29 protein-coding genes and 1 tRNA gene are annotated in these 26,155 nt (G+C 71.1%); 19 read left to right on the top strand and 11 right to left on the bottom strand.

From position 1 onward, the window contains the following. Positions 1 to 9: 9 nt before the first annotated feature. Genes ACGFW6_RS36410 through ACGFW6_RS36400 form a run of 3 tightly spaced genes read right to left on the bottom strand, consistent with a single transcriptional unit; the run spans position 10 to position 3,187 of the window. On the bottom strand, positions 10 to 894 hold the full coding sequence (locus ACGFW6_RS36410; protein ID WP_393519978.1) for a carbohydrate ABC transporter permease: 885 nt from the start codon (positions 892 to 894) through the stop codon (positions 10 to 12). Then, positions 891 to 1,868, bottom strand: a complete 978-nt coding sequence (locus tag ACGFW6_RS36405; protein ID WP_393519975.1) for a carbohydrate ABC transporter permease — start codon at positions 1,866 to 1,868, stop codon at positions 891 to 893. Before ACGFW6_RS36405 ends, ACGFW6_RS36410 begins: the two co-directional genes overlap by 4 nt. Before the next feature lie 5 nt (positions 1,869 to 1,873). After that, positions 1,874 to 3,187, bottom strand: coding sequence for an ABC transporter substrate-binding protein (locus tag ACGFW6_RS36400; protein ID WP_393519972.1), 1,314 nt, complete (start codon positions 3,185 to 3,187; stop codon positions 1,874 to 1,876). A gap of 236 nt (positions 3,188 to 3,423) precedes the next feature. Here ACGFW6_RS36400 and ACGFW6_RS36395 point away from each other — a divergent pair, with 236 nt between their 5' ends. Further along, positions 3,424 to 4,290 (top strand): hypothetical protein, encoded by an 867-nt coding sequence (locus tag ACGFW6_RS36395; protein WP_393519969.1) that lies wholly within the window; start codon positions 3,424 to 3,426, stop codon positions 4,288 to 4,290. A 17-nt stretch (positions 4,291 to 4,307) separates the two neighbouring features. Here the strand turns inward: ACGFW6_RS36395 and ACGFW6_RS36390 are convergent, their stop codons facing one another. The 5 genes from ACGFW6_RS36390 to ACGFW6_RS36370 all read right to left on the bottom strand — a co-directional run bounded on the left by ACGFW6_RS36390 (position 4,308) and on the right by ACGFW6_RS36370 (position 10,343). Next, positions 4,308 to 6,146, bottom strand: a complete 1,839-nt coding sequence (locus ACGFW6_RS36390; protein ID WP_393519966.1) for a copper resistance CopC/CopD family protein — start codon at positions 6,144 to 6,146, stop codon at positions 4,308 to 4,310. 187 nt (positions 6,147 to 6,333) lie between these two features. Beyond that, positions 6,334 to 7,101, bottom strand: coding sequence for an SDR family NAD(P)-dependent oxidoreductase (locus tag ACGFW6_RS36385; RefSeq protein ID WP_393519963.1), 768 nt, complete (start codon positions 7,099 to 7,101; stop codon positions 6,334 to 6,336). Beyond that, positions 7,098 to 7,571 (bottom strand): cupin domain-containing protein, encoded by a 474-nt coding sequence (locus ACGFW6_RS36380; RefSeq protein ID WP_393519960.1) that lies wholly within the window; start codon positions 7,569 to 7,571, stop codon positions 7,098 to 7,100. Before ACGFW6_RS36380 ends, ACGFW6_RS36385 begins: the two co-directional genes overlap by 4 nt. After that, the gene (locus ACGFW6_RS36375; protein ID WP_393519957.1) at positions 7,568 to 8,191 is read right to left on the bottom strand and encodes a GNAT family N-acetyltransferase; all 624 of its coding nucleotides are present in this window, start codon (positions 8,189 to 8,191) and stop codon (positions 7,568 to 7,570) included. The genes ACGFW6_RS36380 and ACGFW6_RS36375 overlap by 4 nt, the downstream gene beginning before the upstream one ends. Beyond that, positions 8,184 to 10,343 carry a penicillin acylase family protein gene (locus ACGFW6_RS36370; protein ID WP_393519954.1) on the bottom strand — a complete coding sequence of 720 codons (2,160 nt, stop codon included), beginning with the start codon at positions 10,341 to 10,343 and terminating at the stop codon, positions 8,184 to 8,186. Before ACGFW6_RS36370 ends, ACGFW6_RS36375 begins: the two co-directional genes overlap by 8 nt. 77 nt (positions 10,344 to 10,420) lie before the next feature. Between ACGFW6_RS36370 and ACGFW6_RS36365 the strand changes: the two genes are divergently transcribed. The 5 genes from ACGFW6_RS36365 to ACGFW6_RS36345 all read left to right on the top strand — a co-directional run bounded on the left by ACGFW6_RS36365 (position 10,421) and on the right by ACGFW6_RS36345 (position 13,321). Then, positions 10,421 to 11,140 (top strand): siderophore-interacting protein, encoded by a 720-nt coding sequence (locus tag ACGFW6_RS36365; protein WP_393519951.1) that lies wholly within the window; start codon positions 10,421 to 10,423, stop codon positions 11,138 to 11,140. Between the two features lie 91 nt (positions 11,141 to 11,231). Further along, positions 11,232 to 11,825 (top strand): HhH-GPD-type base excision DNA repair protein, encoded by a 594-nt coding sequence (locus tag ACGFW6_RS36360; protein ID WP_393519948.1) that lies wholly within the window; start codon positions 11,232 to 11,234, stop codon positions 11,823 to 11,825. Positions 11,826 to 12,049: 224 nt separating this feature from the next. Then, positions 12,050 to 12,730 (top strand): HdeD family acid-resistance protein, encoded by a 681-nt coding sequence (locus tag ACGFW6_RS36355; RefSeq protein ID WP_393519945.1) that lies wholly within the window; start codon positions 12,050 to 12,052, stop codon positions 12,728 to 12,730. A 98-nt stretch (positions 12,731 to 12,828) separates the two neighbouring features. Next, positions 12,829 to 13,149 (top strand): hypothetical protein, encoded by a 321-nt coding sequence (locus ACGFW6_RS36350; RefSeq protein ID WP_393519942.1) that lies wholly within the window; start codon positions 12,829 to 12,831, stop codon positions 13,147 to 13,149. 46 nt (positions 13,150 to 13,195) lie between these two features. Then, positions 13,196 to 13,321, top strand: coding sequence for a hypothetical protein (locus tag ACGFW6_RS36345; RefSeq protein ID WP_393519939.1), 126 nt, complete (start codon positions 13,196 to 13,198; stop codon positions 13,319 to 13,321). Positions 13,322 to 13,553: 232 nt separating this feature from the next. Here ACGFW6_RS36345 and ACGFW6_RS36340 read toward each other — a convergent pair whose 3' ends face one another. Further along, complete coding sequence (locus tag ACGFW6_RS36340; RefSeq protein WP_393519936.1) at positions 13,554 to 15,212, bottom strand: helicase HerA-like domain-containing protein; 1,659 nt, start codon at positions 15,210 to 15,212, stop codon at positions 13,554 to 13,556. A gap of 256 nt (positions 15,213 to 15,468) precedes the next feature. On the opposite strand from ACGFW6_RS36340, the gene ACGFW6_RS36335 reads away from it, so the two are divergent. Continuing rightward, positions 15,469 to 15,765 (top strand): type II toxin-antitoxin system VapB family antitoxin, encoded by a 297-nt coding sequence (locus tag ACGFW6_RS36335; RefSeq protein ID WP_003999914.1) that lies wholly within the window; start codon positions 15,469 to 15,471, stop codon positions 15,763 to 15,765. Between the two features lie 134 nt (positions 15,766 to 15,899). Then, on the top strand, positions 15,900 to 16,517 hold the full coding sequence (locus ACGFW6_RS36330) for a LytR C-terminal domain-containing protein (protein WP_393520139.1): 618 nt from the start codon (positions 15,900 to 15,902) through the stop codon (positions 16,515 to 16,517). A gap of 97 nt (positions 16,518 to 16,614) precedes the next feature. Here the strand turns inward: ACGFW6_RS36330 and upp are convergent, their stop codons facing one another. Further along, complete coding sequence (gene upp, locus ACGFW6_RS36325; protein ID WP_393519934.1) at positions 16,615 to 17,250, bottom strand: uracil phosphoribosyltransferase; 636 nt, start codon at positions 17,248 to 17,250, stop codon at positions 16,615 to 16,617. Positions 17,251 to 17,388: 138 nt separating this feature from the next. Between upp and ACGFW6_RS36320 the strand changes: the two genes are divergently transcribed. The 9 genes from ACGFW6_RS36320 to ACGFW6_RS36280 all read left to right on the top strand — a co-directional run bounded on the left by ACGFW6_RS36320 (position 17,389) and on the right by ACGFW6_RS36280 (position 22,660). Continuing rightward, positions 17,389 to 17,583: a hypothetical protein gene (locus tag ACGFW6_RS36320; RefSeq protein ID WP_393519931.1), complete on the top strand. Its 195-nt coding sequence runs from the start codon at positions 17,389 to 17,391 to the stop codon at positions 17,581 to 17,583. 314 nt (positions 17,584 to 17,897) lie between these two features. Further along, positions 17,898 to 18,431, top strand: coding sequence for a hypothetical protein (locus ACGFW6_RS36315; RefSeq protein WP_393520136.1), 534 nt, complete (start codon positions 17,898 to 17,900; stop codon positions 18,429 to 18,431). A 38-nt stretch (positions 18,432 to 18,469) separates the two neighbouring features. Then, positions 18,470 to 18,901 (top strand): tRNA adenosine(34) deaminase TadA, encoded by a 432-nt coding sequence (gene tadA, locus ACGFW6_RS36310; protein WP_393519928.1) that lies wholly within the window; start codon positions 18,470 to 18,472, stop codon positions 18,899 to 18,901. Between the two features lie 55 nt (positions 18,902 to 18,956). Further along, positions 18,957 to 19,041: transfer RNA gene (locus tag ACGFW6_RS36305), tRNA-Ser, on the top strand. A gap of 162 nt (positions 19,042 to 19,203) precedes the next feature. Continuing rightward, positions 19,204 to 19,383 carry a hypothetical protein gene (locus ACGFW6_RS36300; RefSeq protein WP_393519925.1) on the top strand — a complete coding sequence of 60 codons (180 nt, stop codon included), beginning with the start codon at positions 19,204 to 19,206 and terminating at the stop codon, positions 19,381 to 19,383. Continuing rightward, positions 19,380 to 19,673, top strand: a complete 294-nt coding sequence (locus tag ACGFW6_RS36295) for a Dabb family protein (protein ID WP_030952811.1) — start codon at positions 19,380 to 19,382, stop codon at positions 19,671 to 19,673. Before ACGFW6_RS36300 ends, ACGFW6_RS36295 begins: the two co-directional genes overlap by 4 nt. 157 nt (positions 19,674 to 19,830) lie before the next feature. Beyond that, entirely contained in the window at positions 19,831 to 20,685 is an 855-nt protein-coding gene (locus ACGFW6_RS36290) for an RNA polymerase sigma factor SigF (protein ID WP_393519922.1), read from the top strand. A 268-nt stretch (positions 20,686 to 20,953) separates the two neighbouring features. Then, positions 20,954 to 21,835 (top strand): RNA polymerase sigma factor SigF, encoded by an 882-nt coding sequence (locus ACGFW6_RS36285; protein ID WP_393519919.1) that lies wholly within the window; start codon positions 20,954 to 20,956, stop codon positions 21,833 to 21,835. A 39-nt stretch (positions 21,836 to 21,874) separates the two neighbouring features. Further along, positions 21,875 to 22,660, top strand: coding sequence for a hypothetical protein (locus tag ACGFW6_RS36280; protein ID WP_393519916.1), 786 nt, complete (start codon positions 21,875 to 21,877; stop codon positions 22,658 to 22,660). A gap of 27 nt (positions 22,661 to 22,687) precedes the next feature. On the opposite strand, the gene ACGFW6_RS36275 is transcribed toward ACGFW6_RS36280, so the two are convergent. Continuing rightward, positions 22,688 to 22,882, bottom strand: coding sequence for a hypothetical protein (locus tag ACGFW6_RS36275; protein ID WP_393519913.1), 195 nt, complete (start codon positions 22,880 to 22,882; stop codon positions 22,688 to 22,690). A gap of 206 nt (positions 22,883 to 23,088) precedes the next feature. On the opposite strand from ACGFW6_RS36275, the gene ACGFW6_RS36270 reads away from it, so the two are divergent. Together ACGFW6_RS36270 and ACGFW6_RS36265 are read left to right on the top strand one after the other, a co-directional pair. After that, entirely contained in the window at positions 23,089 to 23,586 is a 498-nt protein-coding gene (locus tag ACGFW6_RS36270; RefSeq protein WP_393519910.1) for a MarR family winged helix-turn-helix transcriptional regulator, read from the top strand. Between the two features lie 13 nt (positions 23,587 to 23,599). Further along, positions 23,600 to 26,113 (top strand): MFS transporter, encoded by a 2,514-nt coding sequence (locus tag ACGFW6_RS36265; protein ID WP_393519907.1) that lies wholly within the window; start codon positions 23,600 to 23,602, stop codon positions 26,111 to 26,113. Positions 26,114 to 26,155: the final 42 nt, after the last annotated feature.

Here is a 26,155-nt window from a genome sequence, read left to right as displayed (position 1 = left end):
AAGGGGCCGTCAGCCCTTGTTGGCGCCCAGCGTCAGGCCGCTGACGAACTGCCGCTGGAGCACGAAGTACACGATCAGCGTCGGGATCGCGGTGAGCAGGGCACCGGCCGCGACCAGGTTGGGGTCGGTGAAGTACGCGCCGGAGAGGTTGTTCAGCGCCGAGGTGATCGGCATGTTCTCGCCGGTCGAGATCAGGACCAGGGCCCAGAAGAAGTCGTTGTAGATCCAGATGGACAGCAGCGTCGCCAGGGCCGCCATCGCCGGGCGGCACAGCGGCAGCACGATCTGCCAGTACTGCCGCCACACCGAGGCTCCGTCCACCAGCGCGGCCTCGGTCAGCTCGTGCGGCAGGGTGCGCATGTAGTTGCTGAGCACGAAGGCGCAGAAGCCGGACTGGAAAGCGACATGAATCAACACCAGGCCGAGCGCGGAGTCGTAGAGCTTGCCGCTCATGGTGATGCCGGGCAGGTCGATCAGCAGGTACAGCCGGTACAGCGGGGTGATGATGACCTGCTGCGGGAGCAGGTTGCCGGCGGTGAAGACCAGCAGCAGCGCCAGGTTGAGGCGGAAGTCGAAGCGGCTGACGTAGAACGCGACCATCGAGGACAGGAACAGCGTCAACAGCACCGCCGGGACGGCGATGATCATCGTGTTGACGAAGTAGTGGCTCATGTCCGACTGCGTGAACGCGTTCGTGAAGTTGTCGAAGGTCAGCGTGTCCGGCCAAGACACGTATCCCTTCTCGCTCGTCTCCGCGTACGGCCGCAGCGCCGCGTAGATCGCCCAGGCGAGCGGCGCGATCCAGGCCAGCGCCGCGCCGGCGAGGAAGAGGTGCAGCAGGATCCGGGCGGGGCGCAGGGGCGTACGGGGCTTGGTCGTCGCGGTGATACTCATGCGCGCCGCTCCTTCCGGAAGGTGGCCACCAGGTAGGGGATGATCACGACGAGGGAGATCAGCAGCAGCACGACCGCGATCGCGGAGCCGTAGCCGATGCGGCTGGACTCGCCGATGATGTTGTTGGTGACCAGGATCGAGAGCAGCTCGGTGCCCTCGGCGCCCTTGTTGAAGACGAAGACCAGGTCGAAGGCGCGCAGGGCCTCGATGATGGTGACGACCAGGACGACGGTGTTGGTGGGGCGCAGCGTCGGGAAGATGACGTTCTTGAACGTCTGCCACTCGTTGGCGCCGTCGAGCGCGGAGGCCTCCCGCAGCGAGGGGTCGACGCCCTTGAGGCCGGCCAGGTAGAGGATCATCATGTAGCCGGTGTGGCGCCAGGACGCGGCGACGAGGATCGCCCACAGGTTGAGGTCCGGGTCACCGATCCAGTCGATGTACTTCCCGGGCTCGTTGGCGCCGATGAGGCTGTTGATCAGGCCGGTGTCGGGGTTGTAGATCAGCTGCCAGACGAAGCCGATGACGGCCATCGACATCACGACGGGCAGGAAGAACGCGGTCTGGTACACCCTGCTGAACCGGATCCGCTTGTCCAGCTGCACGGCCAGGAACAGGCCGAGCGGGGTCGGGATCACGATCAGGACGACGAACCAGATGACGTTGTGCTGGACGGCGGGCCAGAACTGCGGGTTGTTGGAGAACAGTTCCCTGAAGTTCTCCAGGCCGACCCACTTGATCGAGTCGAAGCCGATGCCGTCCCAGGTGGTGAAGGCCAGCGCCACGGAGGCGAGGGCCGTCACCCAGACGAGGGCGATGTGCAGGATCGTCGGCAGGCCCGCCATCAGGCCGAGCGTGAGCCGGTCGCGGCGGGTGAGCAGGCGGCGGTGTCCCTGGGACACCTTCTTGGCGGGGGCAGCGCCCGGAAGCGGCACGGCGGCCGCCTCCGGGATCTCCTCGGTGGTCTCTGTGGTCATGTCGATCAGCCCGACGCGAAGATCGTCTTCTTCTGGCGCTCGATCGAGGACAGCAGGCTGTCGACGCCCTTGGGGTCACGGATGAACTTCTGCAGCGCCGGCTGCATCACCGTGGACGTGAAGTCGGGGCGGGAGTCGCGGTCCATGAACTGGGTCAGGGACTTGGCGCCGGCGATCATGTCGTACGCCTTCTTCTGCAGGGCGGTGTACGAGGAGGTGTCGGCCTTGGTGGAGGCGTGGACCGAGCTCGGGTCGGACTTGAGGTAGACGGTCTCGGCCTCCGGGGTGCCGAGGTACTCCAGGAGCTTGACGGCCTCGGTCTTGTTCTTCGGGCTCTTGCTCATCATGAAGCCGTCGGTCGGCGCCTCGACGGTGTCCTGCCCGAACTGCGGGTCGATCTCCGGGAAGGCGAAGAAGTCGAGGTCGTCCAGGGCTGCCTTGTCGGTGAACTGCTGGGCCACGAAGGTGCCGAGGAGGTACATGCCGGCCTTCTTGGAGGCCAGCGTCTGGGCGGCGTCCTGCCAGGTGCGGCCCGTGGCGCCCTCCTGGTGGTACGGGAGGATCTCGGTCCACAGGTCGAAGACCTTGCGCACCTTGGCGTCGGTCCAGGACGCCTTGCCCGCCATCAGCTCGACGTGGAAGTCGTAGCCGTTCTGGCGGAAGTTGATCTGGTCGAAGGTGCCGAGCGCGGGCCAGGCGTCCTTGTCGCCGAAGGCGATCGGGACCAGCTTGTCCTTCTGCATCTGCTTGCACAGCGCGATGAAGTCGTCCCAGGTGGTGGGGACTTCGTAGCCGTTCTCCTGGAAGACGCTCTTCCGGTAGAAGATCGCCCACGGGTAGGTGTACAGCGGCACGAAGTAGTACTTGCCGTCCTCGCCCTTGCTGAGCTTGTGCATCGCCTCGGGGAAGTTGTCCCCGATGGTCTTCCACACGTCGTCGATCGGGGTGGCCAGTCCCTTGGCCGCGAAGAACTGCATCCGGTAGCCGGCGAACCAGGTGAACACGTCGTCCGGCGTGCCCTGGAGGTAGGAGTTGATCTGCTCCTGGAAGGTGTTGGAGTCCTTGGTGTTCACGTCGACCGTGATGCCGGACTTCTTCTTGTAGGCCGCGTAGATGTCCGCGAACGCCTTCTTCGGCACGGCGTCGGACGCCTTGGAGCCGAGGGTGACGGTCTTCGGGTCGCTCGCCGTGCCGCTGCCGCCGCAGGCGCTGAGCAGCGGGATGCCCGCGCCCAGTACGGCGGCGCCGCCTATGCCGCGCAGCATCGTGCGGCGGCTCGGCGAGGGCAGGGAGAGACCGGAGGGAGAGAAGTGCTGCATCTACGGCTCCTGATGACAGGGTTCGATCGTGAGGGTGGGCGTGTCGAAGTCCGTCGCAACCGATCAGAAATCAACTTGACCGAACACGGTGGCGCAATAACAGCCGTATGTCAGGTCATGCGTCAAGGGATGGCGATCGCCGTTTCGGAAACGTGACCGACATCTCGAACCCCGTTTCAGTGGGCACCTGATCGAACTCGCGTACGCCACGAAGATCGCGCCGCTACCTTTCGGCCATGACGACATCGAGTACGCCCTCGCACCTCCCATCCGTGACCCTGCGCGGGCGTTCCGGGGCGCTGTGGCTGGAGGACGGGTCACTGCTGCTGGAGCAGGACGGGGCGCGAAGACGCATACCGCTGCCGGCCGTCGAGGAGGTCAGACCCACCGAGGGGCCGCGCGGGGTGGAGGTGGTGCTGACCGCGCCGGAGGGGGCGGGCGCGACCGTGTACCGCGTCGCGCACCGGGTGGCCTCCGCGCGGGACGCCTTCGTCACGACCGTGAACGCCGCGCTGCCCGCACGGGACGCGGGGGAGGACCGCCGCAACGGTGCCGAACTGGTCGAGACGCTGCCGGGAACGGTCCGCACGGCCTGGTACCGCAAGGCGCTCGGGGACGTGGCGCTCGTGCTCGCGATCGGAGTGCCGGTCGTGGGCTGGATCGCCGGACTGGTGACACTCATCGCGCACGGCGACCTGATCGGCGCGATCCTGTGGTTCTTCGGCACGAAGCCCTTGATCATCGGCCTCTTCCTGTACGGCATGGCCGCCAAGACCCTGTACGACCGGGCGATCCTGCGCCGCCGCGGTGTCTCCGTGCTGGCCGCCTTCCATCGGTACGACGGAAAGAAGCGCATGTTCCGGTTCACCGACCTGAACGGCGTTCCGCGGGAGTGCGAGATCGACACCGCCGCCGAGCCCGTGAGCACCCAGCCGGAGCGCTTCCAGGTCAGCTACGACCCGCGCAGCCCGCAGCGGGTGGCGGCCGGGCTGCCCCTACGCACCTGGGTCCTGCGGTCGCTGGGCGTGGCCGTGTTCGGGACGCTGTTCCTCTACGCGGGCCTGTACATGGTCCCGTACCAGCTGATCCAGGTGCTGTCCTAGCCGCCGCCGGGACCGGGCTAGCGGATCACCACGGTCCTGGTCTCGCTGACCTGGTCGACCTCCGTCGTCCGCACGGTCACCTTCATCCGCCACTTCCCGGCGAGCGGCAGGTTGAGGAAGCTGTTGGCCCAGTAGCCGCCCTTGTCGGCGAGTTCGGCGTCGATCGGGCCGATGTCCTTGGCCGGCAGCGTGAAGGAGATCCGCAGTTCCGGGACGACGGACACACCGCCGTCGGGGCCGTAGACCAGGGCTTCGATGGAGTTGTCGCCGACCCGGCCCGGGTCGATGGTGATCTGCACCTTGCCGCGACCGCCCGGAGTGCCGACGTCGAAGGGGACGTTGGTGACGGAGGCGCCGACCACGGCAGGCGCTCCCGCCGCCGCCTCGGCCTCCGCCCGGCCGGGCAGCGTGCTGGTGAGGAGCGTGGTGACGGCCAGGACCGCCGCGCCGACGGCGACTTCGGCGAGGACGGAGCGGCGCAGGGCGCTGCGCTGCGCGGACCCGCCTTCCGCCGGGGCGGATCCCTCCGCGGCGGACTCCTCCGGGGAGGCGGACCCGGGCGTGGGGGATTCCGCCGCCGCCTCGGGTGCCTCGGGCAGCGGCGGGCCGCCCACCGGCTCCGGGACCTTCTGCCGTACGGCTGCCTCCGCGTCGACGACGGTCTCCGCGTCCACGGCCGTGCCGGCGTCGGCGGCCGTCTGCGCGTCGGCGGTCGCGAGCCGGGCCGTCCAGCGGCGGGACACGGCCGCCGCGCCGAGCAGCAGCACCACGCCGGCCAGCTTCAGGATCAGGAGCCTGCCGTACGTCGTGCCGGTGAGCGCGTCCCAGGAGCCGAGGCCGCGCCAGGACTGGTAGACGCCGGTGACGACCAGGACGGTCACGGACACGAACGCGAGGCGGGAGAACCGGGTGACGGCCGCCGGGGTCAGGTGCGCGCGGTACAGCGTGACGAGCAGAGCGGTCAGGCCGCCCAGCCAGACCGCGGTGGCGAGCAGGTGCAGCGCCGAGGACGTCATCGCCACCGGGACCTGGATGCCCGCGGAGGCGTGTTCGCCGGCCGCCCAGGTCATCGCGAGGCCGACGGCCGGCGGGGCGCCCGCCCAGCCGAAGGGCTTGCGGAGCCGGGCCGTCCGCAGCAGGTAGAGGGCGGCCACGAGCAGCAGGGCGAGACGGGCCAGCAGTACCTCACCGGGGCGGCCGGTCAGGGTGCGGGTGACGGAGTCCGCGCTCAGGGCACCCAGGGGGCCCTCGCCCGACTCGTACGGGGCGCGCAGCACCAGCAGGGCGAGGGTGGCACCCAGCAGCGTCCACCAGCCGGCCTTCAGCAGCCGGTGCAGCACGGGGGCGTCCGGCGGGCGGCAGACCGCCATGAAGACCGCCGTGCCGATGAGCAGGGCGACGGCGAGGTAGGCCAGATAACGGGCGATGTCGTAGAGGCTCTTGGTCGCCGGGTCCTCGGTGGGGCCGGTGTCCACGGTGGCCGTGGTGAGGGAGGGCTTGCCGACGGAGAAGGTGAACGCGCCGGAGACGGGGTGGCTGTCGGCCGACACCACCCGCCAGGCGACGGTGTACGTGCCCTCGGCCAAGCTCGCGGGGAGCGTCACGCGGGCCGTGTCGGCGCCGCCGCCCGGCGCGTGCTCCGGCTCGCCGGTGCGCAGTCGGCGGCCGTCCGGGTCCAGGACGCGGAAGGAGTCCTCCAGCAGGCCGACGGACTCCGTGAAGGTCAGGGTGATGTCACGCGGGGCCGACTTGAGGACGCTTCCGTCCTCGGGGTCGGTGGCGCGGAGAGCAGCGTGGGCGGATGCGGGGCCCGTGCCGCCGAGGACGAACAGGACCAGCAGGGTGCCCAGCAGCACCAGCCTTTGAAGGTGTCGCCGGTCGGTGGATCGGCTCCGCGGTCGTCGTCGCTCATCGCACCCCGCCACGTCTGTTCACATCTCCGTCGTCGGACTTGAGGCCTCGAGGGTACGTACGGACGGGGGACCCGCAACACTCACCGGCCGCCGTGCTCACTTCTCGCCGGCCCCGCCCTCCCCGGCGGGCTCACCAGGTCGGCCGGGCCGACACCCCTCCGTCCACCACCAGGTCGTGCCCGGTGATCCAGGACGCGAGGTGCGAGGCGAGGAACACACAGGCGTCGGCCACGTCCCGCGGGCTCCCCAGGCGTCCGGTGGGTGCCGCCTCTTTCCAGCGGCGCACTCCCTCCGGCCACGCGTCCTGCAGTCCCTCGCGGTGGATCAGACCGGGGGAGACGGTGTTGACGCGGATTCCCCAGCGGCCGTACTCCAGGGCCGCGGAACGGGCGTGCATGCGGACCGCCGCCTTGGAGGCGCTGTAGTGGGCGTGCCCGGGTGCCGGGCGAGTCGCCTCGATGGAGGCGATGTGGGTCACCGAACCGCCCCCGGCCCGCGTCCGCATGATCTCGGCGGCGGCCTGTGTGCAGGCGAACACGCTCGTCAGGTTGGCGTCCACGACCGCCCGCCACTCGGCCGCCGGCATGCCCGGCAGCTCCCGCACCGGCTGTACGCCCGCGTTGTTGACCAGCGCCGTCAGCCGCCCGCCGCCCCACTCGGCGGCCTCGCCCAGCAGCCGCCGGCAGGCGTCCTCGTCCGTCAGGTCGGCCCGCAGCACCAACGCCCGGCCGCCCGACTCCCGGACGCGGCCCGCGACTTCGTCCGCCGCCGCGACCGCCGTACGGCAGTGCAGGACGACCGCCGCCCCTTCCTCGGCGAACCGCGTGGCGATCCCCCGCCCGATGCCGCCGCCCGCGCCCGTGACCAGGGCGACCTGTCCTTCGAGGAGTCCGCTCATGGGCGGCACAGTCCCGCGATCCGGGCCGCTTCGGCGGGATAGCGCGCCGTCAGGTCCGCCAGGTCGCCGTGCTCGTAGCCCTCGTAGGTGAAGCCGGGGGCCATCGTGCAGCCGAAGAACGTCCACGAACCGCCGGCCGCCACCCGCGCGCCCATCCAGGTCCCGGCCGGGACCGTGAGCTGGACGTGCTCGCCGCGCTGTATGCCGGGGCCGAGCACCGCGGTGCGGGACGTGCCGTCGGGGGCGAGGAGCAGCATCTCCAGGGGGTCGCCCAGGTAGAAGTGCCACACCTCGTCCGACGGCAGGCGGTGCAGGGCCGAGTAGTCGTCCGTGGTGAGCAGGACGACGATCGCGGTGCCCTGCGGCCTCCCGTCGGACAGCTCGGGTCCCGCCCAGGTGCGCCGGAACAGACCGCCCTCACGCGGGATCGGCTCCAGACGGTAGTGCGCTACGAGTTCTTCCGGGGTCATCCCCCAAAAGCTACCTCCCGGGTGAGGAAGGCGAGTTGAGCTTCCTTCGGCGGGAGGTACACGTCCGGGATGTCGACCTCCGGCAGCACGACCACGGGCCCGGCCTCGAAGCCCTGCTTGAGGAACCGGGCGACGGCCTTGTCGTTGCGCACGTCCGGATCGACGACGACGCGCCGGCGGTCCAGGGTGCCGAAGACGTACGACGCGACGACGGCCAGCAGCACCGAGGTCCAGCCGGGCCGCGCGCCCTCGGGACCGGCGGGAGCGAGCAGCAGGTGGACGCCGATGTCCCCGGGGAGGACCTCGTAGCACTCGCTGACCCGGTCCGCCTCCGGCTCGTAGGTCTGCAGGAGCGCGACCGGGTCGTCGTCGCGCAGGACCAGGAAGGCGTGATGCGTGTCGAGGCCGGCCATGTGGGCATAGATCTCGGACACCTGGTCCCTGGTCAGGCCGTTCATGCCCCAGAAGGAGGCACGCTCCGCGTCGACCCAGCCATGGACCACCCCGGCGTCGGCGTGCGGGTCGAGGGGGCGGACGCGGACGCGGCCGAAGCCGTCGACGGTCTGCTCGTGGACGGGTCGGGCGGCGGTCTCGTGGAGCGTCGCGGACGGCTCAGACATCGGATTCCTTCTCGAACTCGGTGAAGTCGGTGACGACCGGGACCAGGTCTCCCCGCACCCACAGGGGGAGTTGGTCGCGGTGGTGGGGCGAACCGGGGACGCCCCAGGCGCCGAGCGGGACCAGCCAGCTGCCGGCCTCCCGGTCGGCCAGGTCCCAGACGTAACGGGCGGCGGGCCCGCGCGCGCTCAGGTCGGTGAGGCCGGGGACGGCGGAGGTGCACAGCACGCAGTCGTGGTCACCGGAGAGGCCGGGCTCGTCGTACGACGGGTCGGGCAGCGCCCGCCAGGGGGCGAGGCGATGGGTGTCGCCCCAGCCGCCCGAGGGCGGCTCCGCGGCCACCTCCTCGACGGCCGCCCGGACGGCATCGGCGCGGTCGATGCCGTACAACTCCTCGGCGCGCAGCAGGTGTTCGAGGGCGAAGCCGACGCGCGGGAGGAGCGCGAGCCAGGGCAGCAGGACCTCGGGGTAGGCGGGCGGGGCGGCCAGCGCGGCGAAGGCCGGGTGGGCGGCGAGCCGCCGTACGACCGCGCCGCGCACCGCCGCGTACAGGGCCGCGGCCTCGCTGTCCGCGTCCATGCGGCGGTCCCAGTCCAGCAGGGTCCGGCGGATGCGCGCCGCCTCGGGGCCGAGGGCGTCGAGGGTGCTCAGGAGGTCCAGCAGGGGTTCCGCCGAGGCCAGCCGGGTGTCCATGTGGATCGCCGGCATGTCGGCGGCCGACCAGCGCTCCTTCTCCCCCAGCAGGGCCGTGATGCGGTCGGCGCGATGGGGCGCGGCGAACTCCACGCCCAGCGGAGCGGCGAGACCGCGCTGGTTGGCCATGGCGGCGACGCCGTCGGTGAGCCCGCCGCGCGGCGTCTCGTGCCAGCCCTGCCACTCGTGGCCGGGCTCCCAGGCGGGCACCGGCCCGATGCCGTTGGCCGCGGACCGCACCGGCACCTTCCCGGCCACGCGGTGCAGCAGCCCGCCCTCGGTGTCGGCGGCCTGGACGACGTTGACGGGCTCGGCCCACAGGTCGACGGCCCGGTCGACGTCGGCGACGCGGCGGGCGCGCAGAAGGGGGAGCAGGGCGCTGAAGCCGAGGTCGGCGGTGACGCGGGGCGGGTAGCGCAGGGCCATGGCGAGGGGCGGGGCGTCGGCGTCCGAGGGGGCGTCGAGAACATCGGACAGCCCGGTGGAGAAACCTTCCGGCAGATCGCCGGGGGCGTCATCGGAGAAACCTTCCGGCAACCCCTCGGGGCCGCCGATCACCACCGGCCCCCGAGCCGTCTCGATCACCTCGACCTCGACCGGCTCCTCCCCCGCGACCGCCACGACCTCCGTGTGCCGCGCGGCCCGTCGCCAGACCCCGTCCGGGTCGAGCGCCTCGACGCCGGCCCCGGTGCGCCGCAGCCGCTCGCGGTACAGGTCCTGGTAGTCGGCCATGGCGTTGGTGATGGCCCAGGCGACCGTGCCGGTGTGGCCGAAGTGGCCGATGCCCGGGACGCCGGGGACGGCGAGGCCGATGACGTCGAACTCGGGGCAGGACAGGTGGACCTGCTGGTAGACACCGGGGTCCTCGATGAAGCGGTGCGGGTCGCCGGCGATGATCGCGTGCCCCGTGACGGTCCGCTCACCGCTCACCAGCCAGCCGTTGCTGCCCGAGGTGCCCGGCCCGTCGGCGGCGAACAGCCCGACCGCGTCGGCTCCGAGGTGCCGTACGACCTGCTCGCGCCAGAGCTTGGCCGGGAAGCCGGCGAACAGGATGTGGATGCCGAGCCAGACGCCGAGCGGCGTCCACGGCTCCCAACGCCCCGGAGTCAGATCCGCCTTCGCGAACTCGGGTGCGCGGCGGGCGCCTTCGTCCATTCCCTCGTTGACCCCGTCGACGTACGCGCGCACCCACCCCGCCGTCTCGGGGTCCCGTCTCTCCAGTTCGGCGAAACACCGTCTCGCCGTGTCGTCGAGGCGGGCCCGTCTGACGAACCGGTCCCAGGGCAGGGCCTCGGCGCCGAGGAAGGACGCCGAGGTGCCCCGGGCCCGGTGCCGTTCGACCTCGAGCTGCCAGGCCCGGTCGAGGGCGGTGACACGGCCCTGCACACGGGCGAGTTCACTCGCCGAGTCGGCCCGGAGATGCGGAATGCCCCAGGCATCGCGAAAGATCTCGCCGGTCACCTGTGCCCCTCCTTTGCTTTAGGTTAGGCTTCCCTAAGTTGTTGGTGCGGGAATCGTACGCGAAGGGTGAAGAACTCATGGGGCAGGGGCACGGCTGGGAGGGCGCGGTCCTGAAACTGCTGCGCGCGAAGGACTTCGTCTTCACGGTGACGGGCGCCGAGGACGTCACCGAGCACTACCGCCGCGTGCATCTCACGGACGGCGGCATGCTGGCGGCGACGGGCGTCCACCCCACCATGTGGGTCCGGCTCTGGTTCGACAACGCGGGCAAGCCCCATCAGCGCGCCTACACCCTCGTCGACCCGGACCCGCAGGCCGGCACCTTCAGCCTGGAGTTCGCCCTGCACGAGGGGGTCGCCAGCGACTGGGCGCGCACGGCGAAGCCCGGCGACACGATCGAGGCGACCATCCACGGCACCGGGTTCACCGACCCCGAACCGGCCCCCTCGCACGTCTTCGCCATCGCCGACACGGCCTCCCTGCCCGCTCTCAACTCCCTGCTCGACGCCCTGGACCAGGCACCCGCCACGGTGTGGTTCGAGGGCGAGCGCGACGGTCTGCCCTTCCGCGCGGAGGAGTCCCGGCACGACGTACGGACCCTGCCGCGGCGCGACGCCGGGGCCCACCTGGTCGCCCAGGTGAAGGAGAACCTGCCCGGCCTGCTCGAGGACACGCCGGACCCGTACGTCTGGATCGCCTGCGACACGGCGACCACCCGCGCGCTGACCGCCTACGTCCGCAAGGAGCTGGGCCTGCCCAAGCAGCGGGTGAACGCGCTGGGGTACTGGCGCCCCTGATTCCGGCACGGGCGCACCCCCCTTGATGCGCCCGTGCCGGACCGGCATCCCCCGCGCGCGTGCGGACGGCGCGCGCGGCATCATCGGGGGCATGGACGTCACCCTGCATCTCGCCCAGGACCCCGAGGCCGACGAACTCCTCGGCCGCAGCCCGCTCGCCGCGCTCGTCGGCATGCTGCTGGACCAGCAGGTCCCGATGGAGTGGGCGTTCAAGGGACCCCGCACGATCGCGGACCGGCTCGGCGCGGACGACCTGGACGCGCACGACATCGCCGCCCAGGACCCGGACGCCTTCGTCGCCCTGCTGTCCGAGAAGCCGGCCGTGCACCGCTACCCGGGCTCCATGGCCAAGCGGATCCAGCAACTGTGCCAGTACCTGGTCGAGCGCTACGACGGCGACGCCGAACTCGTCTGGAAGGGCGTCGACGACGGACGCGAGCTGCTGCGCCGGCTGGAGGACCTCCCCGGGTTCGGCAAGCAGAAGGCACAGATCTTCCTGGCCCTGCTCGGCAAGCAGCTCGGCGTCCGCCCGAAGGGCTGGCAGGAGGCCGCCGGCGCCTACGGCGAGGCGGAGTCCTTCCGCTCGGTCGCCGACATCACCGGGCCCGAGTCGCTGACCAAGGTGCGCGCGCACAAGCAGGAGATGAAGGCGGCGGCGAAGGCCGCGAAGGCGGCGGGCAAGTAGCCGTCCGGCACCGACGGCCGTAGATCGCCCACGCGCGGACGAGGGACCCGCGGACACGGAGAGGGCGTCCCCCTCGCGGACGGGGGCGGCACCGCGCCGACGGCCGGTGGCCGGCACCCGCGCGGGCGCCGACGTCGAGCGAAGCGCCCATGGGCCGGCGCCGGACTCAGCCAAGTGGCCCGCCCCGAATGGCGGGCGGTGCGGTGCCGTTCCCAGCATGGAGCATGACCGAGGCGCCGAACGGATCCCCTTGGGGCCGGGACTACGACGATCGCCGGATCCACTCCGGCCACCCCGCCGGGTCCCCGGGCCCGGCGAACCCGCATGAGCCCGAGCCGCCCTTCGAGGGCCCGCTGCACGCGCTCTCCCGTGCCGCCTGGCAGGTCGTCCTGGTCACCGGCGTCGCCTCCCTCGTCCTCGGCGTCTTCGTCCTGGCGTGGCCGGACGCCTCGCTGCGGGTCGCCGGCGTCCTCTTCGGCCTCTACCTCCTGATCAGCGGCGTCTTCCAGCTGGTCGCCGCGTTCGGCACGCACCGGACGACCTCGCTGCGGGTGCTGGCCTTCGTCAGCGGCGCCGTGTCGGTCCTCCTCGGCCTGTTCTGCTTCCGCGGCGCGATGCAGTCGATCCTGCTGCTGGCCCTGTGGATCGGGATCGGCTGGCTCATCCGCGGCATCACCCAGTGCCTGGCCGCCGCCTCCGACAGCTCCGTGCCGGCCCGCGGCTGGCAGATCCTCCTCGGCGTCATCACCTTCCTCGCCGGCGTGGTGCTGATCGTCTCGCCGGTCGAGTCGATCACCGTGCTGATGGTGCTCGGCGGCTGCTGGCTGGTGGCGGTCGGCCTGGTCGAACTGGTCACCGCGCTCCGGCTGCGGACGATGGCCCGACAGGTCCCGCGCGAACTGTGACACGCACAGTGATACCCACCCCTGCCCCGTACGCCGTGCGGGCGGTTCTCCCGCCGGACGGGATGAACGCCGTACGGCCCCCGGGGAGATGACCTTCCGTGAGTACCGCACGATGCCGCTCGCGCAGCCGCGCCTGGCTGCGGGTCGTCGTGCTGCTGCTCGCGCTGCTGGTGCCGGGCGCACACGCGCAGGCGCACGCCCTGCCCCCGGTGGCCGCGGCCGTCGAGATCGCCGAGCAGGACGTCCTCGACACGGCCGTGCGGCCGGTGGCCCGAGCCGAGCGGCGCACCGCCGTACGGCAGCGTCCGGTCCTGTCGCCGGGCGCGGCGACAGCAACCCCGGCGGGTGCCCGGCGCCACGCGCAGCCCCGGCCCCCGTACGTCCCGCACATCCTGCGCACCGTGGTCCTGCGCTGCTGACAGACCCCGCGACGAGGTCCGTCAGTACGACGCAAGGAGCACTGTCATGCCCACCGACCACTACGCCGTTCTGCGCGCCCTGCTGCGCGCCGAGGCCGCACGCAACACGCCGAAACCGCAGGCGAAGAAGGACAAGCCGCAGCTGCCCCGGAAGGACAGGGAGCGCGGCTGACGCGGCCGCGGCGGAGGCGGCCTTCTCCGGGTCACCGCCTCCGCCGCGCCGCACGTGCCGAAGCCGGCGCCCCACCGTCCCGCGCCGCGCCCCACCGAGGAGCGGCCCGGGTCCACCACCCCCACCGCGCGAAGCCGAACCTCGACGGCCTGCACCACTGCCACCGCGCGAAGCCGAACCTCGACTGCCTGCTCCACGACCCCCACCGCGCGATACCGAAGCCCGACCGGGTCTACCGCCTGCGGCGTGCCGTGCCGAAGACCGACCGGGTGATCTCCCGCCCGATCTGTGTACCGACCGACCGAGCCAGGGACTTGAAGATGCCGCTCCCGACGACCTGCTCGACGACAGAGGGCTGCTCCTTCTGCCGGGCCCTGTGCTCCCCTGCCCCGGCCGCCGCCTCACGCAGCTCGTCCGGCCCCTTGCCTCCGCGGATCTCGTCGGGCCCCTTCGCGCCCCCGCGCGACGCCCGGAGCTTCTCGTACGCCGACTCCCTGTCCACAGCCTGTGCATATCGCCCGTACAGCGCGGACGACGTGACCGCCTCCTGCAGCGCCCCCGCGTCGAGCGGACCCATCAGCGACTCCGGCGCCCGCAGCCGGGTCGCGGCCACCGGCGTCGGGGCGCCCTTCTCGCTCAGGACGGTCACCACGGCCTCGCCGATGCCCAGGCCGGTCAGGAGCTCCTCCAGGTCGTACGCCGAGTCGGGGAACGTCTTCACCGTGGCCTTCAACGCCTTCTGATCGTCCGGCGTGAAGGCGCGCAGCGCGTGCTGGATCCGGTTGCCGAGCTGCCCGAGCACCTCGGCGGGCACGTCCTTCGGCGTCTGCGTCACGAAGAAGACACCGACCCCTTTCGAGCGAATCAGCCGCACGGTCCGCGTGAGGGCGTCCAGGAACGCCTCGGACGCGTCGTCGAACAGCAGATGCGCCTCGTCGAAGAAGAACACCAGCTTCGGCCGGTCGATGTCCCCCACCTCGGGCAGATCGTGGAAGAGGTCGGCCAGCAGCCACATCAGGAACGTCGAGAACAGCTGCGGCCTGTCCTGCACGGCGGGCAGTTCGAGCACCGACACGACGCCCCGCCCGTCCTGCTCCGTCCGCAGCAGTTCGCCGGTGTCGAACTCCGGCTCCCCGAAGAAGTCGGCCATGCCCTGTGCCTCGAAGGCGGTGAGGGAGCGCAGGATCACCCCGGCCGTGGCGGTCGACAGCCCGCCGATGCCCTTCAGCTCGTCCTTGCCCTCGTCCGAGGTCAGGAAGGCGACGATCGCCCTGAGGTCCTTGAGGTCGACCAGCTCCAGGCCCTTGGTGTCGGCGTAGTGGAAGATCAGCCCGAGGGACTGCTCCTGGGTCGGGTTCAGCCGCAGGACCTTGGACAGCAGCACCGGCCCGAAGCTGGTGATCGTGGCGCGCACGGGAATGCCCCGGCCGATACCGCCCAGGGCGTAGAACTCGGCCGGGCATCCCTTCGCCGCCCACTGCTGCTGGACCTCGGCGGCACGCGCGCCGGTCCTGTCGTCCGGCCGCCCCGGCGCCGCGACCCCGGAGAGGTCGCCCTTCACGTCCGCCAGGAACACCGGCACGCCCTGGGCCGAGAGCTGCTCGGCGATGAGCTGGAGCGTCTTGGTCTTGCCGGTGCCGGTGGCACCCGCGACCAGGCCGTGCCGGTTGAGCATGGGCAGCGGCACCCGGATCTGCGCGTCGGGCAGACAGCCGCCCTCCCAGAGCAGGGCGCCCAGGTGCAGGGCGGGCCCGGTGAAGGCGTAGCCGGCGGCGATCCCCAGGGCTTCCCGCGGCAGGGCGGCGGCACGGCTCGACACCTCGGGAGCGGCGCCCCGCGGCGCGGTCCCGGCGGCCGCCCCGGCCTTGGGCGTGGTGTTGCGGTCGCTCATCTCAGCCCTCCGCGCGCTTCCCGCCCTCGGACGGGCGGCCGGATCGCGGCCCGACGGGCGTCCGACCGCGAACCGGCACGGTGTCCGACCCGACCCGGCTCGCCACCTCGGGTTCCGTACGGGTCCGTTCCGGCATCCGATCCGGCCGTCATTCCTTCGACCTTTGCCGTTTCATCCCGGTTTGCCACATCTTTTCCAGCGTCGCACTACGGCGCCATGGCTGCGCCCGGAACGTCTTGACCGGTAGGCTTTCCGTGTGATCTTCAAGCGCATCGGAAACGGCCGGCCGTACCCCGACCACGGCCGGGAAAGCACCCGGCAGTGGGCGGACGTCGCGCCGCGCCCGGTCCGCCTCGATCAGCTCGTGACGACCAAGGGTCAGCTCGATCTGGAAACCCTGCTGGCCGAGGACTCGACGTTCTACGGCGACCTCTTCGCGCACGTCGTGAAGTGGCAGGGCGACCTGTATCTGGAGGACGGCCTGCACCGCGCGGTGCGCGCGGCGCTCCAGCAGCGTCAGGTGCTGCACGCGAGAGTCCTGGAACTGGACTGACCCCGGGCTGACACGCCCGGGCGTCACCCGTTGCCCCTTTCGGGTAGGTCCGTGCGGCATCGAATGATCATCTAGTAGGCATTGCCGCCCGGGCGCACTACGCTGCGCCCATGAGCATGCTGACTCCTCCTGGCATGGGCGGCCAGTACCGCATCAAGGGGGACAAGTACCCACGGATGCGCCGTCGTCGTCGGCACGGCAGGCTGGTCGTGGCCGGCGTCGCGTCCGTCGCCGCACTCGGCCTGGCCGGCTGGGGCACGCTCCAGCTCATCGACGTCTTCACGGGCGGCGGCGGAGAGGCCTCGGCCGCCGGCACCAAGTCCGGCTGCGGGATCCGGGCGACACCCTCGCCCGCCGCGACCGCGCCGCTGCCGAAGCCCGCCGGAATCACCGTCAACGTGCTCAACGCCACGACCCGCAGCGGGCTCGCCAAGCAGACCGCGGACGAGCTGAAGAAGCGCGGCTTCAAGATCGGCGACGTGGGCAACGCGAGCAAGGACTACGACAAGAAGGTGAAGGGCACCGGGATACTGCTCGGCCCGGCCGCCTCCCTGAACAGTTCCCTGCCGGTGCTGGCCACCCAGCTGACCGGGGCCGAGCGCCGCACCGACGCCACCCGCAAGGGCGCCACCGTGGACCTGATCATCGGCGACCGCTTCAAGGAACTCGCGAAGAAGCCGGAAGCCGACAAGGCCCTGGCCACGCTGGCGAACCCGAAGCCGACGCCCTCGACCGCGAAGCAGGGCTGCTAGAAGCGCCCCGGCAGGGGCGCGGGGTACTGCGCGACGAGCCACGACTGACCGGCAGCCGCCACACACCCGCACCCCTACGGCGAAGGGGCGCGGCCCCCTACTCGGCCGCCCCGTAGAGACGATCCCCCGCGTCGCCCAGCCCCGGCACGATGTACCCGTGCTCGTTGAGGTGGTCGTCGACGGCGGCCGTCACCACGGTCACCGGCGTCCCCGCCAGCTCCCGCTCCATCAGCTCCACGCCCTCCGGCGCGGCGAGCAGCACCACCGCGGTCACGTCGTCCGCCCCGCGCTTGATGAGCTCCTGGATCGCCGCGACCAGCGTCCCGCCGGTGGCCAGCATCGGGTCCAGGACGTACACCTGACGCCCCGAGAGGTCCTCCGGCATCCGCGTGGCGTAGGTGGAGGCCTGGAGGGTCGACTCGTCGCGCACCATGCCCATGAATCCCACCTCGGCGGTCGGCAGCAGCCGGACCATGCCGTCCAGCATGCCGAGGCCGGCGCGCAGGATCGGCACGACCAGCGGGCGCGGGTGGGACAGCTTGACGCCGGTGGTGCCGGTGACCGGGGTCGTGATGTCGACCGCTTCGGTGCGCACGTCCCGCGTGGCCTCGTAGGCGAGCAGGGTGACCAGTTCGTCGGCCAGCCGACGGAAGGTCGCGGAGTCGGTGCGCTGGTCGCGCAGCGTGGTGAGCTTGTGGGCGACCAGGGGGTGGTCGACGACGTGGAGACGCATGTCCACAACATTAGCCGGGCCCGGTATGCCCGGCGCCCCCGCACACGACAAGCCCGAGGTCACGGCTTCACCCGTGCGCTGGCATCAAACCGCCCATCGGAGGGAAAGTGGGAGGGACGTAGCGGGGGTGGTGAGCCGATGCCTGATCGTGAGTCCCCAGAGCGTCCCACGCAGGACGCGCCGGACGACAGCGACGCCGCGCGCCGGCGGCGCCGGGCCCAGTTCCTGCGGGAACTCGCCGAGGCCCGGGCGCTGCGGGACCGCGTCCAGCCGCGCCGCGCCAAGGCGGCCCGTCTGCGGCACGCGCTGCGCATGCGCACGTTCCGCTGGTAGGGCGAGTCGCGCGGGAAGATCGGCTGCTCTCCGGGCGGTTGGGCGGTGGGCGTGCGTGGACACCGGGAAAAGCCGCGTACGATCCGCACGTGGCGGCAACGAGTGCGCTGGTGAGTCCTTCACGGACCCGCTCGCTCAACCCCTCGGGCCTACGCGATCAAAACTGCCGGACACAGGGAGCCGAAGACGTCCCCTGAACGCCTTGTTTCTGCCACGATTCCGAGTGGGTGGGGCTCGGACCCCAAGCCTCCCCACCCCGACCTCCGCCGGGGGGACCCCCAACCGGCACGCCTATGACCAGTGGGAGAGTCACGGTGTACTTCGCCGCACTGCTCGCGCGCACCGAAGACGGGTGGGAAGCGAGCGACACAGAGCTCGACGATGTGGAGACCCTGTCGGATCTGGCCGACCTGGCCCGTGAAGCCTCGCCGGAGGACGACACGGTGCTCGTGCTCATCGAGCAGGAGGACGCCTGGTTCGGTGTCGTCCGGATCGACGGCGAGGACGACCCTCGTATCTACGTCTCGGACGCCGCCGCAGCCGCCCGCAGCAGTTACGGCGAGATCCTGCTCACCGACGAACTGCTCGGAAGGGAGCCCGGCGACGACGGCGCCGACCTGGACTCCCTGGACCTCGACGGCACGGAGGAGCCCGACGGCGACTCCGAGGACGACGACGAGGACGGCGGCGGTGCCGACTCGGTGCCGCACAGCCCCGTCGGCGACAGCGAGATCCTCGACGACCTCGGTGTCGGCGAGAAGGAGCTGAAGTCCCTGGACGCCGAGGACGCGCTCAGCGCGATCGCCGAGGCGCTGGGCGCCTCGGAGGTGCTGGAGACCGTCCGCTGACCTCGTTCGACCCCGTACGCGACCGCTGGCGGGCGCCGATGCAGCTCGCCCTGGACGAGGCCGAACAGGCCGTCCGGGGCGGGGACGTCCCCGTCGGCGCCGTCGTGCTGTCCGCGGACGGCACGAGGGTGCTGGGCACCGGCCACAACGAGCGCGAGGCGACCGGCGATCCGACCGCCCACGCCGAGGTGCTGGCGATCCGCAGGGCCGCCGCGGAGCTCGGCGAGTGGCGGCTGTCGGGGTGCACGCTCGTGGTCACGCTGGAGCCCTGCACGATGTGCGCCGGCGCGATCGTGCAGTCCCGGGTGGACCGGGTCGTCTACGGCGCCCGGGACGAGAAGGCGGGCGCGGCCGGCTCCCTCTGGGACGTCGTGCGCGACCGCCGGCTCAACCACCGGCCCGAAGTGATCGAGGGCGTGCTCGCCGAGGAGTGCGCGCGTCGGCTCACGGACTTCTTCCGGGATCGCTGACCGGCCACGAATACCGATTTCAGAGCAGGGCCGGGCGTGCTGTAAGGTCTCCCTCGGTAGCGTGTCCGAGCGGCCGAAGGAGCTCGCCTCGAAAGCGAGTGTGGCGCAAGTCACCGAGGGTTCAAATCCCTCCGCTACCGCTTGAGAGGGGCCCCGTCCGATGGACGGGGCCCTTCGTGCTGTTGATCTCCGCGGAGGGGCGAAGGTTACACTCACCGCCGGTAACCCGAGGCTCTTTCGGCTCTTTCGACTCATTCGGCACGGCAGGCATGGCAGGCACACCAGCCACAGGGGAGGCCGCGATGGCGGTGAACTCGAAGAAGATCGCCGTCTATGTACTCGTGGTCTTCGCGCTCTACGTGATCATCACCGACCCGGCCAAGGCGGCGGACTACGTCCAGGTAGGGTTCGAGGGCATTTCGGACGCCGCGAAGGCCATCGGCGACTTCATGACCTGGATCGCCAACGGAGGAGACTCATGATCCGCCATCTCGTCCTGTTCAAGCTGAACGAGGGCGTCGAGCGCGACGACCCGCGGGTCGTCGCGGGTGTCGAGGCCTTCCGCTCGCTGGAGGGCAAGATCCCCGAGCTGCGCCACTGGGAGCTGGGCTGGAACTTCAGCGACCGCCCCATCGCCTACGACTTCGCGATCAACTCCGCCTTCGAGGACACGGCCGCCCTGCGCGTCTACGCGGAGCACCCCGAGCACCAGGCGGGCGTCGCCCTGTGGCGGGAGTTCGCCACCTGGGTGATCGCCGACTACGAATTCTGAGCCGCGCCGCCCCTTGGTCCACCCGAAGCCCTCCGCCGCAACGGCGGGGGGTTTTCGCGTGTCTTACGCATCCTTCCCTTCTCAACACGGGATTATGCGGTACTTGAACACAATGAACTGTCTTGTGATGCTATGACCGCTTTTGACGGATGAGTTGATGGATCACGAGGTGGAGTTGACCGTGCCGGCCAGTACTGCGCCTCAAGCCCCGACCCAGGAGGAGACGCCCGCGTCCCCGCCGCCCCGTAGCCGTGGCGCCGACACCCGGGCACTCACTCAGGTCCTCTTCGGGGAGCTCAAGGAACTGACGCCGGGCACGCCGGAGCACAACCGCGTACGCGGAGCGCTCATCGAGGCGAACCTCCCGCTCGTGCGCTACGCGGCCGCCCGCTTCCGCTCCCGCAACGAGCCGATGGAGGACGTGATCCAGGTCGGCACGATCGGGCTCATCAACGCCATCGACCGCTTCGACCCGGACCGGGGCGTGCAGTTCCCGACGTTCGCGATGCCGACCGTGGTCGGCGAGATCAAGCGGTACTTCCGGGACAACGTCCGCACGGTGCACGTGCCGCGCCGGCTGCACGAGCTGTGGGTCCAGGTCAACAGCGCGACCGAGGACCTCACCACCAGCTTCGGACGCACCCCCACGACCGCCGAGATCGCCGAGCGGCTGCGCATCACCGAGGACGAGGTGCTGTCCTGCATCGAGGCCGGGCGGTCGTACCACGCCACCTCGCTGGAGGCCGCCCAGGAGGGCGACGGGCTGCCCGGACTGCTGGACCGGCTCGGCTACGAGGACCCGGCCCTGGACGGCGTGGAGCACCGGGACCTCGTACGGCATCTGCTGGTGCAACTCCCCGAACGCGAACAGAGAATCCTTCTTCTGCGGTACTACAGCAACCTCACCCAGTCGCAAATCAGTGCGGAACTCGGGGTGTCCCAGATGCACGTGTCGAGGCTACTCGCGCGTAGCTTCCAGCGGCTGCGTTCGGCGAACCGGATCGACGCGTAACCGTATAGAGGATCGATCGGTCACCGTCGCGAGCGAATCGCTCACCAGGGCGGATCCCGACAGTTGTGGCCCGAAATACCGTCAGACCCCCTTTATCCAGGGCGGATTCAGGTCTCACATGTCGACATGTCACTACAGCGTGTTGCCGACATGTGACATTCTTCGGGAAGCGCGTTTGCCGTGGCTTCGGCTCCGGTATTCAGGTGAAGGCTGGCGTTCCTCGATCGGAGCGTTCGCCACGACCGTCCCGCGACCCAAAGGGGGTGGCATGTCCGCAGACCAGGGCAGCTCGAAGGTGCTCACGCTCACGAAGAGCGAGTCCGCGCCCGACGCCGTTCTCGACGACGTCACGGCCCTCGAGGCCGTACCGGCCCTCCCGTCCTCGGGAGCCATCGACACCCGCACCCTGTCCCGCTCCCTGTTCCTGCGGCTCGCCGCACTGGACGAGAACAGCCCCGAGCGTGCCTACGTCCGGGACACGCTGATCGAGCTGAATCTCCCGCTCGTGCGCTACGCGGCGGCCCGCTTCCGCTCGCGCAACGAGCCGATGGAGGACATCGTCCAGGTCGGCACCATCGGCCTGATCAAGGCGATCGACCGCTTCGACTGCGAACGGGGCGTGGAGTTCCCGACGTTCGCGATGCCGACCGTGGTCGGCGAGATCAAGCGGTTCTTCCGCGACACGTCCTGGTCGGTGCGGGTGCCCAGGCGGCTCCAGGAGCTGCGCCTGGCCCTCACCAAGGCCAGCGACGAGCTCTCCCAGAAGCTGGACCGCTCCCCGACGGTCACCGAACTCGCCACCGTGCTCGGCGTGTCCGAGGAGGACGTCGTCGACGGCCTCGCTGTCGGCAACGCCTACACGGCCTCCTCGCTGGACTCCCCGGCCCCGGAGGACGACGGCGGCGAGGGCTCGCTCGCGGACCGCCTCGGCTACGAGGACACGGCTCTGGAGGGCGTCGAGTACCGCGAGTCCCTCAAGCCGCTGCTGGCCAAACTCCCGCCCCGTGAGCGGCGGATCATCATGCTGCGCTTCTTCGCCAACATGACCCAGTCACAGATCGGCGAGGAGGTCGGCATCTCGCAGATGCACGTCTCCCGGCTGCTGACCCGGACGCTGGCGCAGCTGCGTGAGGGGCTCATCTCCGACTGACCCCTTCATATTTGACGGAGCGTCAGCCACCATGGCCCGATGCTTCGCCGGATGTGGACGACCTCGACACATGGCCGTCGGTGCGCCCTGATGGGCGCGTCGGCGGCCGTCGTATGCCTGGGCGGGGCACTGGCCGCGTGCGGGGGCGGCGGAGGTGATGACGGGTACGTCGCCACGGGGGCGGCGGGAGGCCCGCCCCGCGTCTCCGGCACGGCGGCCGCGCCGACGGGCGAGGTGACGCTGGTGCCGCTGGACGGACCGGAGAGCGGCGAGGCCGGCGGACACGGCGGTGCGGCGGGCGGCGGCGACGGCACCGGCGGCGGTGCGGGCGGCTCCGGCAATTCCGCGGAGCCGGAGGGGAGTCAGGGGCCGGCGCCCTCCACGGGAACCGAGCGGGAAGAGACGGAGAGCCCCGCCGGCTCCCCTGGCGGAACCCGGGGTCCGGCGGGCACGCCCACCGGCTCGGCCCACCCGCCCGGAGGTCCGGCCGACGGCCCGGCGTCCTCCGCGCCCCCCTCGCCCGCGCAGCTGACCGTGAGCGACCCCGTGCGCAAGCCGACGGACCAGCGCTGGTGCGAGAAGGTGACGCTCGGCCTGCGCAACTCGGGCGGCACGGCCGTGCGTTCTGGCACCGTGACCTTCGGCACCCACATCATCGGCGCGCTCGGCATCGACTGGGCGATGATCGAGTCGTCGGCGGAACTCCCGGTGCCGATCGGGGCCGGGGAGCGCGAGGAGAAGACCTGGACGGTGTGCGTCGACGCCTGGCGCGTGCCGCTCGGCATGCACATCGAGACGCGGGACGTCGCCGTCCAGTGGAAGTGATCGGCCGCCGGCCGGAGCCGGCTGCGACTACTTGAGCGCCAGCCAGGCCACCGCCGCCACGATCACGACCGCGGCCACGACGCCGATGATCATGCCGATGCGCGGACCGGAGGAAGCCTGCTGCTGACGACCGGCCTGCGGGCCCTCGTCGACGAACGCGCGGAACATCTGGGTGCTGCCTGCGGGGTCGTGGTTGCCCTGGGGGCCCTGGGTGTTAGCCATGGCCAGAGACCCTAGCGAATCCGCCCGTGCGGCCCAAGTGGGGGCCCGACCCCTGCACAGGGGGTCACAGAACCCGCCCCACCTCCACATTTACGGTCGCAATACTTGCCTTTGCCAAGTTTTTGTCTCGCACCCACCCCTATTTATTTGCCTGTAGCAACCAAGCGCTTCTATGGTTGCCCTAAGCAACAAACGACGGAGGTGTGATGGCCGAGCAGGCGCAGTACGAGGAGCTGGTTCGTCAGTTCAGCGCCTTCGGTGCCGTGAAGAGGGAGATGGGACGCATCCTGCCGTCCGACTGCCCGTCCGGCTCCGCCGCCGTACTGACGCTGCTGAGCCGCCACGGGGACATGCGCATGAGCAAGCTCGCCGAGCTGCTGGCCGTGGACATGTCGGTCACCAGCCGCCATGTCGCCCATGTGGCCGAGCGCGGCTGGATCGAGCGCTCCCCGGACCCGGCGGACAAACGCGGCCGCATTCTGCACCTCACCGCGGCGGGCGAGGACCGCGTCCGGGAGATGTCCCGGCTGACCACCGAGCTGCTCGCCGAGCGGCTGAGCGACTGGACGGACGAGGAGATCACCCTGCTGACCCGGCTGATGACCCGGCTGCGGGCGAGCTTCGACGACTGCCGGTCCCCGCACAGAGCGCCGCCGCCCGACCAACCCGAACACCCCACCCGTACACCCGCGATCACCCAGTAGGAAAAGGAACCCCATGGCAACGACCACACCAGCCGGTGTGCGGGCGCACGCCAAGCACTCGGGAGGGCCGTCCGGCGCTCCGATGTCGCACCGGCAGATCATGGAAGCGCTGACCGGGCTGCTGCTCGGCATGTTCGTCGCGATCCTGTCGTCGACGATCGTCTCCAACGCTCTGCCCGACATCATCAAGGACCTCGGCGGCGGCCAGAGCGCCTACACCTGGGTGGTCACCGCGTCGCTGCTGGCGATGACCGCGTCCACACCCCTGTGGGGCAAGCTCGCCGACCTCTTCTCCAAGAAGCTGCTCATACAGCTGGCGCTGGTGATCTTCGTCCTGGGGTCGGCGGCGGCCGGTCTGTCGCAAAACCCGGCGATGCTGATCACCTTCCGCGCGGTGCAGGGCATCGGCATGGGCGGTCTGTCCTCGCTGGCCCAGATCATCCTCGCGGCGATGATCTCCCCGCGTGAGCGCGGACGGTACAACGGCTACCTCGGCGCCACCTTCGCCACCGCGATGGTCGGCGGCCCGCTGATCGGTGGCGTCATCACCGACACCGACTGGCTCGGCTGGCGCTGGTGCTTCTACGTCGGCGTGCCCTTCGCGGTCGTCGCCCTGATCGTGCTCCAGCGCACCCTGCACCTCCCGGTCGTCAAGCGGAAGGTCAAGGTCGACTGGGCCGGCGCCTTCTTCATCACCGCCGCGGTCTGCCTCCTGCTGGTCTGGGTGACCTTCGCCGGTGACAAGTACGACTGGCTGTCCTGGCAGACCGGCGCGATGACCGGTGGCGCGCTCGCGCTGCTGCTGATCTTCCTCTTCGTGGAGACGAAGGCCAGCGAGCCGATCGTCCCGCTGCGCCTGTTCCGCAACCGCACCATCACGCTGGCGTCGCTGGCCTCCCTGTTCGTGGGCATCGCGATGTTCTCGGGCACGATCTTCTTCAGCCAGTACTTCCAGCTGGCGCGCAACGAGTCGCCGACCATGTCCGGCGTGCTGACCATCCCGATGATCGTCGGCCTCTTCGTCTCCTCGACCGTCTCCGGACAGGTCATCACCCGCACCGGCCGCTGGAAGGCCTGGCTGCTGGCCGGCGGTGTGCTGGTCACGGCGGGCCTCGGACTGCTCGGCACGATCCGCTACGACACCGCGTACTGGCACGTGGCGATCTTCATGGCGCTGCTGGGTCTCGGCGTCGGCATGATGATGCAGAACCTCGTCCTCGCCACGCAGAACCAGGTCGCTCCGAGCGACCTGGGTGCCGCGAGCTCGGTCGTGAACTTCTTCCGCTCCCTCGGCGGCGCCATGGGCGTCTCCGCGCTGGGCGCGGTCCTCAGCCACCGGATCACCCACTACGCCGAGGAGGGCCTCACCAAGCTCGGTGTGCAGGGCTCCTCCGGACACGGTGAGATCCCCGACCTCGACGCGCTGCCGGCCCCGGTGCGCACGGTGATCGAGAGCGCGTACGGCCACGGCGTCGCCGACGTCTTCCTGTACGCCGCGCCGATCGCCTTCCTCGCCCTCCTGTTCGCCCTGTTCATCAAGGAGGTCCCGTTGAAGACCAAGGGCGCCATGGCGCAGGCCGCCGAGGCGGACGGCCCGGAGCCGGCCGAGACCCCGGTGGCACGGACCGCCGCGGAGGAGCGGGTGCCGAGCTGGGCCGCCGCCTCCGCCGAGAGCGAGACCGAGACCGCCCCCGAGGGCACCAAGCAGCTCGCGGCCGTGACCACGGTGGCCCGCGCCGAGGAGACCGGCGGAGCGTCGTCCGGCGGTGTCCCGGTCCGCGGTTTCGTGCGGGGCGCCGAGAGCGCGCCGGTGCCGCAGGCGGCGGTCACGCTGATCTCGCTGGCCGGCCGGCAGCTGGGCCGCTCGGTCGCGCAGGCAGACGGTTCCTACGCGGTCGACGCGCCCGGCGCGGGATCGTACGTGCTGATCGCCTCCGCCGACGGCTTCCAGCCGCAGGCCTCCACGATCGTCGTGGGCGGCGACGAGCCGGTGGCCTACGACATCCTGCTCAGCGGCACCAGCGGCCTGAGCGGCGTCGTGCGCACCTCGCAGAGCGCGCTGCCGGTGAAGGACGCCATGGTGATCGTGACCGATGTGCGCGGGGACCTGCTGGCCACCGCCACCACCGGTGAGCAGGGCGAGTTCGGCTTCGCCGAGCTGGTGCCCGGTGCCGTGACCGTCGCGGTGAACGCCGCCGGCTACCGGCCGCGCGCCCTGCCCGTCGAGGTCGGCGGCACCGGCGTCACCCGGATCGAGGTCGACCTGGAGGCCGGCGCGCAGGTCCAGGGCGTCGTACGGGCGCCGCACGGACCGCTGGCCGACGCCCGCGTGACCCTGGTCGACGCGGCCGGCAACGTCGTGGGCACCGCCACCACCGGGACGGACGGGGCGTACGCCTTCACCGACCTGGACGGCGGCGAGTACACGGTCATCGCGACGGGCTACCCGCCGGTGGCGACCGCCCTGACGGTGACCGGCCCCGGCACCGACGACCACGACATCGAACTCGCCCACCCCGGCGAGTAGTTCGACTCCGGCCCGTGGCGGGCGGCGCGCTCTGAGCGGAGG

The sequence above is a fragment of the Streptomyces sp. Y7 genome (genome assembly GCF_043195415.1).
Classification (GTDB): Bacteria; Actinomycetota; Actinomycetes; order Streptomycetales; family Streptomycetaceae; genus Streptomyces.
This window is presented reverse-complemented; position numbering and strand designations above follow the sequence as displayed.

What these genes read in the sequence shown, in the direction of transcription:
- ACGFW6_RS36345 (WP_393519939.1), top strand. Translation starts at nt 13,196, where the DNA reads ATGCCCACCGACCACTACGCCGTTCTGCGCGCCCTGCTGCGCGCCGAG.
- ACGFW6_RS36290 (WP_393519922.1), top strand. Translation starts at nt 19,831, where the DNA reads ATGGATCACGAGGTGGAGTTGACCGTGCCGGCCAGTACTGCGCCTCAA.
- ACGFW6_RS36340 (WP_393519936.1), bottom strand. Translation starts at nt 15,212, where the DNA reads ATGAGCGACCGCAACACCACGCCCAAGGCCGGGGCGGCCGCCGGGACC.
- ACGFW6_RS36365 (WP_393519951.1), top strand. Translation starts at nt 10,421, where the DNA reads ATGGGGCAGGGGCACGGCTGGGAGGGCGCGGTCCTGAAACTGCTGCGC.
- ACGFW6_RS36385 (WP_393519963.1), bottom strand. Translation starts at nt 7,101, where the DNA reads ATGAGCGGACTCCTCGAAGGACAGGTCGCCCTGGTCACGGGCGCGGGC.
- ACGFW6_RS36295 (WP_030952811.1), top strand. Translation starts at nt 19,380, where the DNA reads ATGATCCGCCATCTCGTCCTGTTCAAGCTGAACGAGGGCGTCGAGCGC.
- ACGFW6_RS36405 (WP_393519975.1), bottom strand. Translation starts at nt 1,868, where the DNA reads ATGACCACAGAGACCACCGAGGAGATCCCGGAGGCGGCCGCCGTGCCG.
- ACGFW6_RS36375 (WP_393519957.1), bottom strand. Translation starts at nt 8,191, where the DNA reads ATGTCTGAGCCGTCCGCGACGCTCCACGAGACCGCCGCCCGACCCGTC.
- ACGFW6_RS36360 (WP_393519948.1), top strand. Translation starts at nt 11,232, where the DNA reads ATGGACGTCACCCTGCATCTCGCCCAGGACCCCGAGGCCGACGAACTC.
- ACGFW6_RS36280 (WP_393519916.1), top strand. Translation starts at nt 21,875, where the DNA reads ATGCTTCGCCGGATGTGGACGACCTCGACACATGGCCGTCGGTGCGCC.
- ACGFW6_RS36355 (WP_393519945.1), top strand. Translation starts at nt 12,050, where the DNA reads ATGACCGAGGCGCCGAACGGATCCCCTTGGGGCCGGGACTACGACGAT.
- ACGFW6_RS36330 (WP_393520139.1), top strand. Translation starts at nt 15,900, where the DNA reads ATGGGCGGCCAGTACCGCATCAAGGGGGACAAGTACCCACGGATGCGC.
- tadA (WP_393519928.1), top strand. Translation starts at nt 18,470, where the DNA reads ATGCAGCTCGCCCTGGACGAGGCCGAACAGGCCGTCCGGGGCGGGGAC.
- ACGFW6_RS36270 (WP_393519910.1), top strand. Translation starts at nt 23,089, where the DNA reads ATGGCCGAGCAGGCGCAGTACGAGGAGCTGGTTCGTCAGTTCAGCGCC.
- ACGFW6_RS36395 (WP_393519969.1), top strand. Translation starts at nt 3,424, where the DNA reads ATGACGACATCGAGTACGCCCTCGCACCTCCCATCCGTGACCCTGCGC.
- ACGFW6_RS36285 (WP_393519919.1), top strand. Translation starts at nt 20,954, where the DNA reads ATGTCCGCAGACCAGGGCAGCTCGAAGGTGCTCACGCTCACGAAGAGC.
- ACGFW6_RS36400 (WP_393519972.1), bottom strand. Translation starts at nt 3,187, where the DNA reads ATGCAGCACTTCTCTCCCTCCGGTCTCTCCCTGCCCTCGCCGAGCCGC.
- ACGFW6_RS36410 (WP_393519978.1), bottom strand. Translation starts at nt 894, where the DNA reads ATGAGTATCACCGCGACGACCAAGCCCCGTACGCCCCTGCGCCCCGCC.
- ACGFW6_RS36275 (WP_393519913.1), bottom strand. Translation starts at nt 22,882, where the DNA reads ATGGCTAACACCCAGGGCCCCCAGGGCAACCACGACCCCGCAGGCAGC.
- ACGFW6_RS36300 (WP_393519925.1), top strand. Translation starts at nt 19,204, where the DNA reads ATGGCGGTGAACTCGAAGAAGATCGCCGTCTATGTACTCGTGGTCTTC.
- upp (WP_393519934.1), bottom strand. Translation starts at nt 17,250, where the DNA reads ATGCGTCTCCACGTCGTCGACCACCCCCTGGTCGCCCACAAGCTCACC.
- ACGFW6_RS36320 (WP_393519931.1), top strand. Translation starts at nt 17,389, where the DNA reads ATGCCTGATCGTGAGTCCCCAGAGCGTCCCACGCAGGACGCGCCGGAC.
- ACGFW6_RS36265 (WP_393519907.1), top strand. Translation starts at nt 23,600, where the DNA reads ATGGCAACGACCACACCAGCCGGTGTGCGGGCGCACGCCAAGCACTCG.
- ACGFW6_RS36380 (WP_393519960.1), bottom strand. Translation starts at nt 7,571, where the DNA reads ATGACCCCGGAAGAACTCGTAGCGCACTACCGTCTGGAGCCGATCCCG.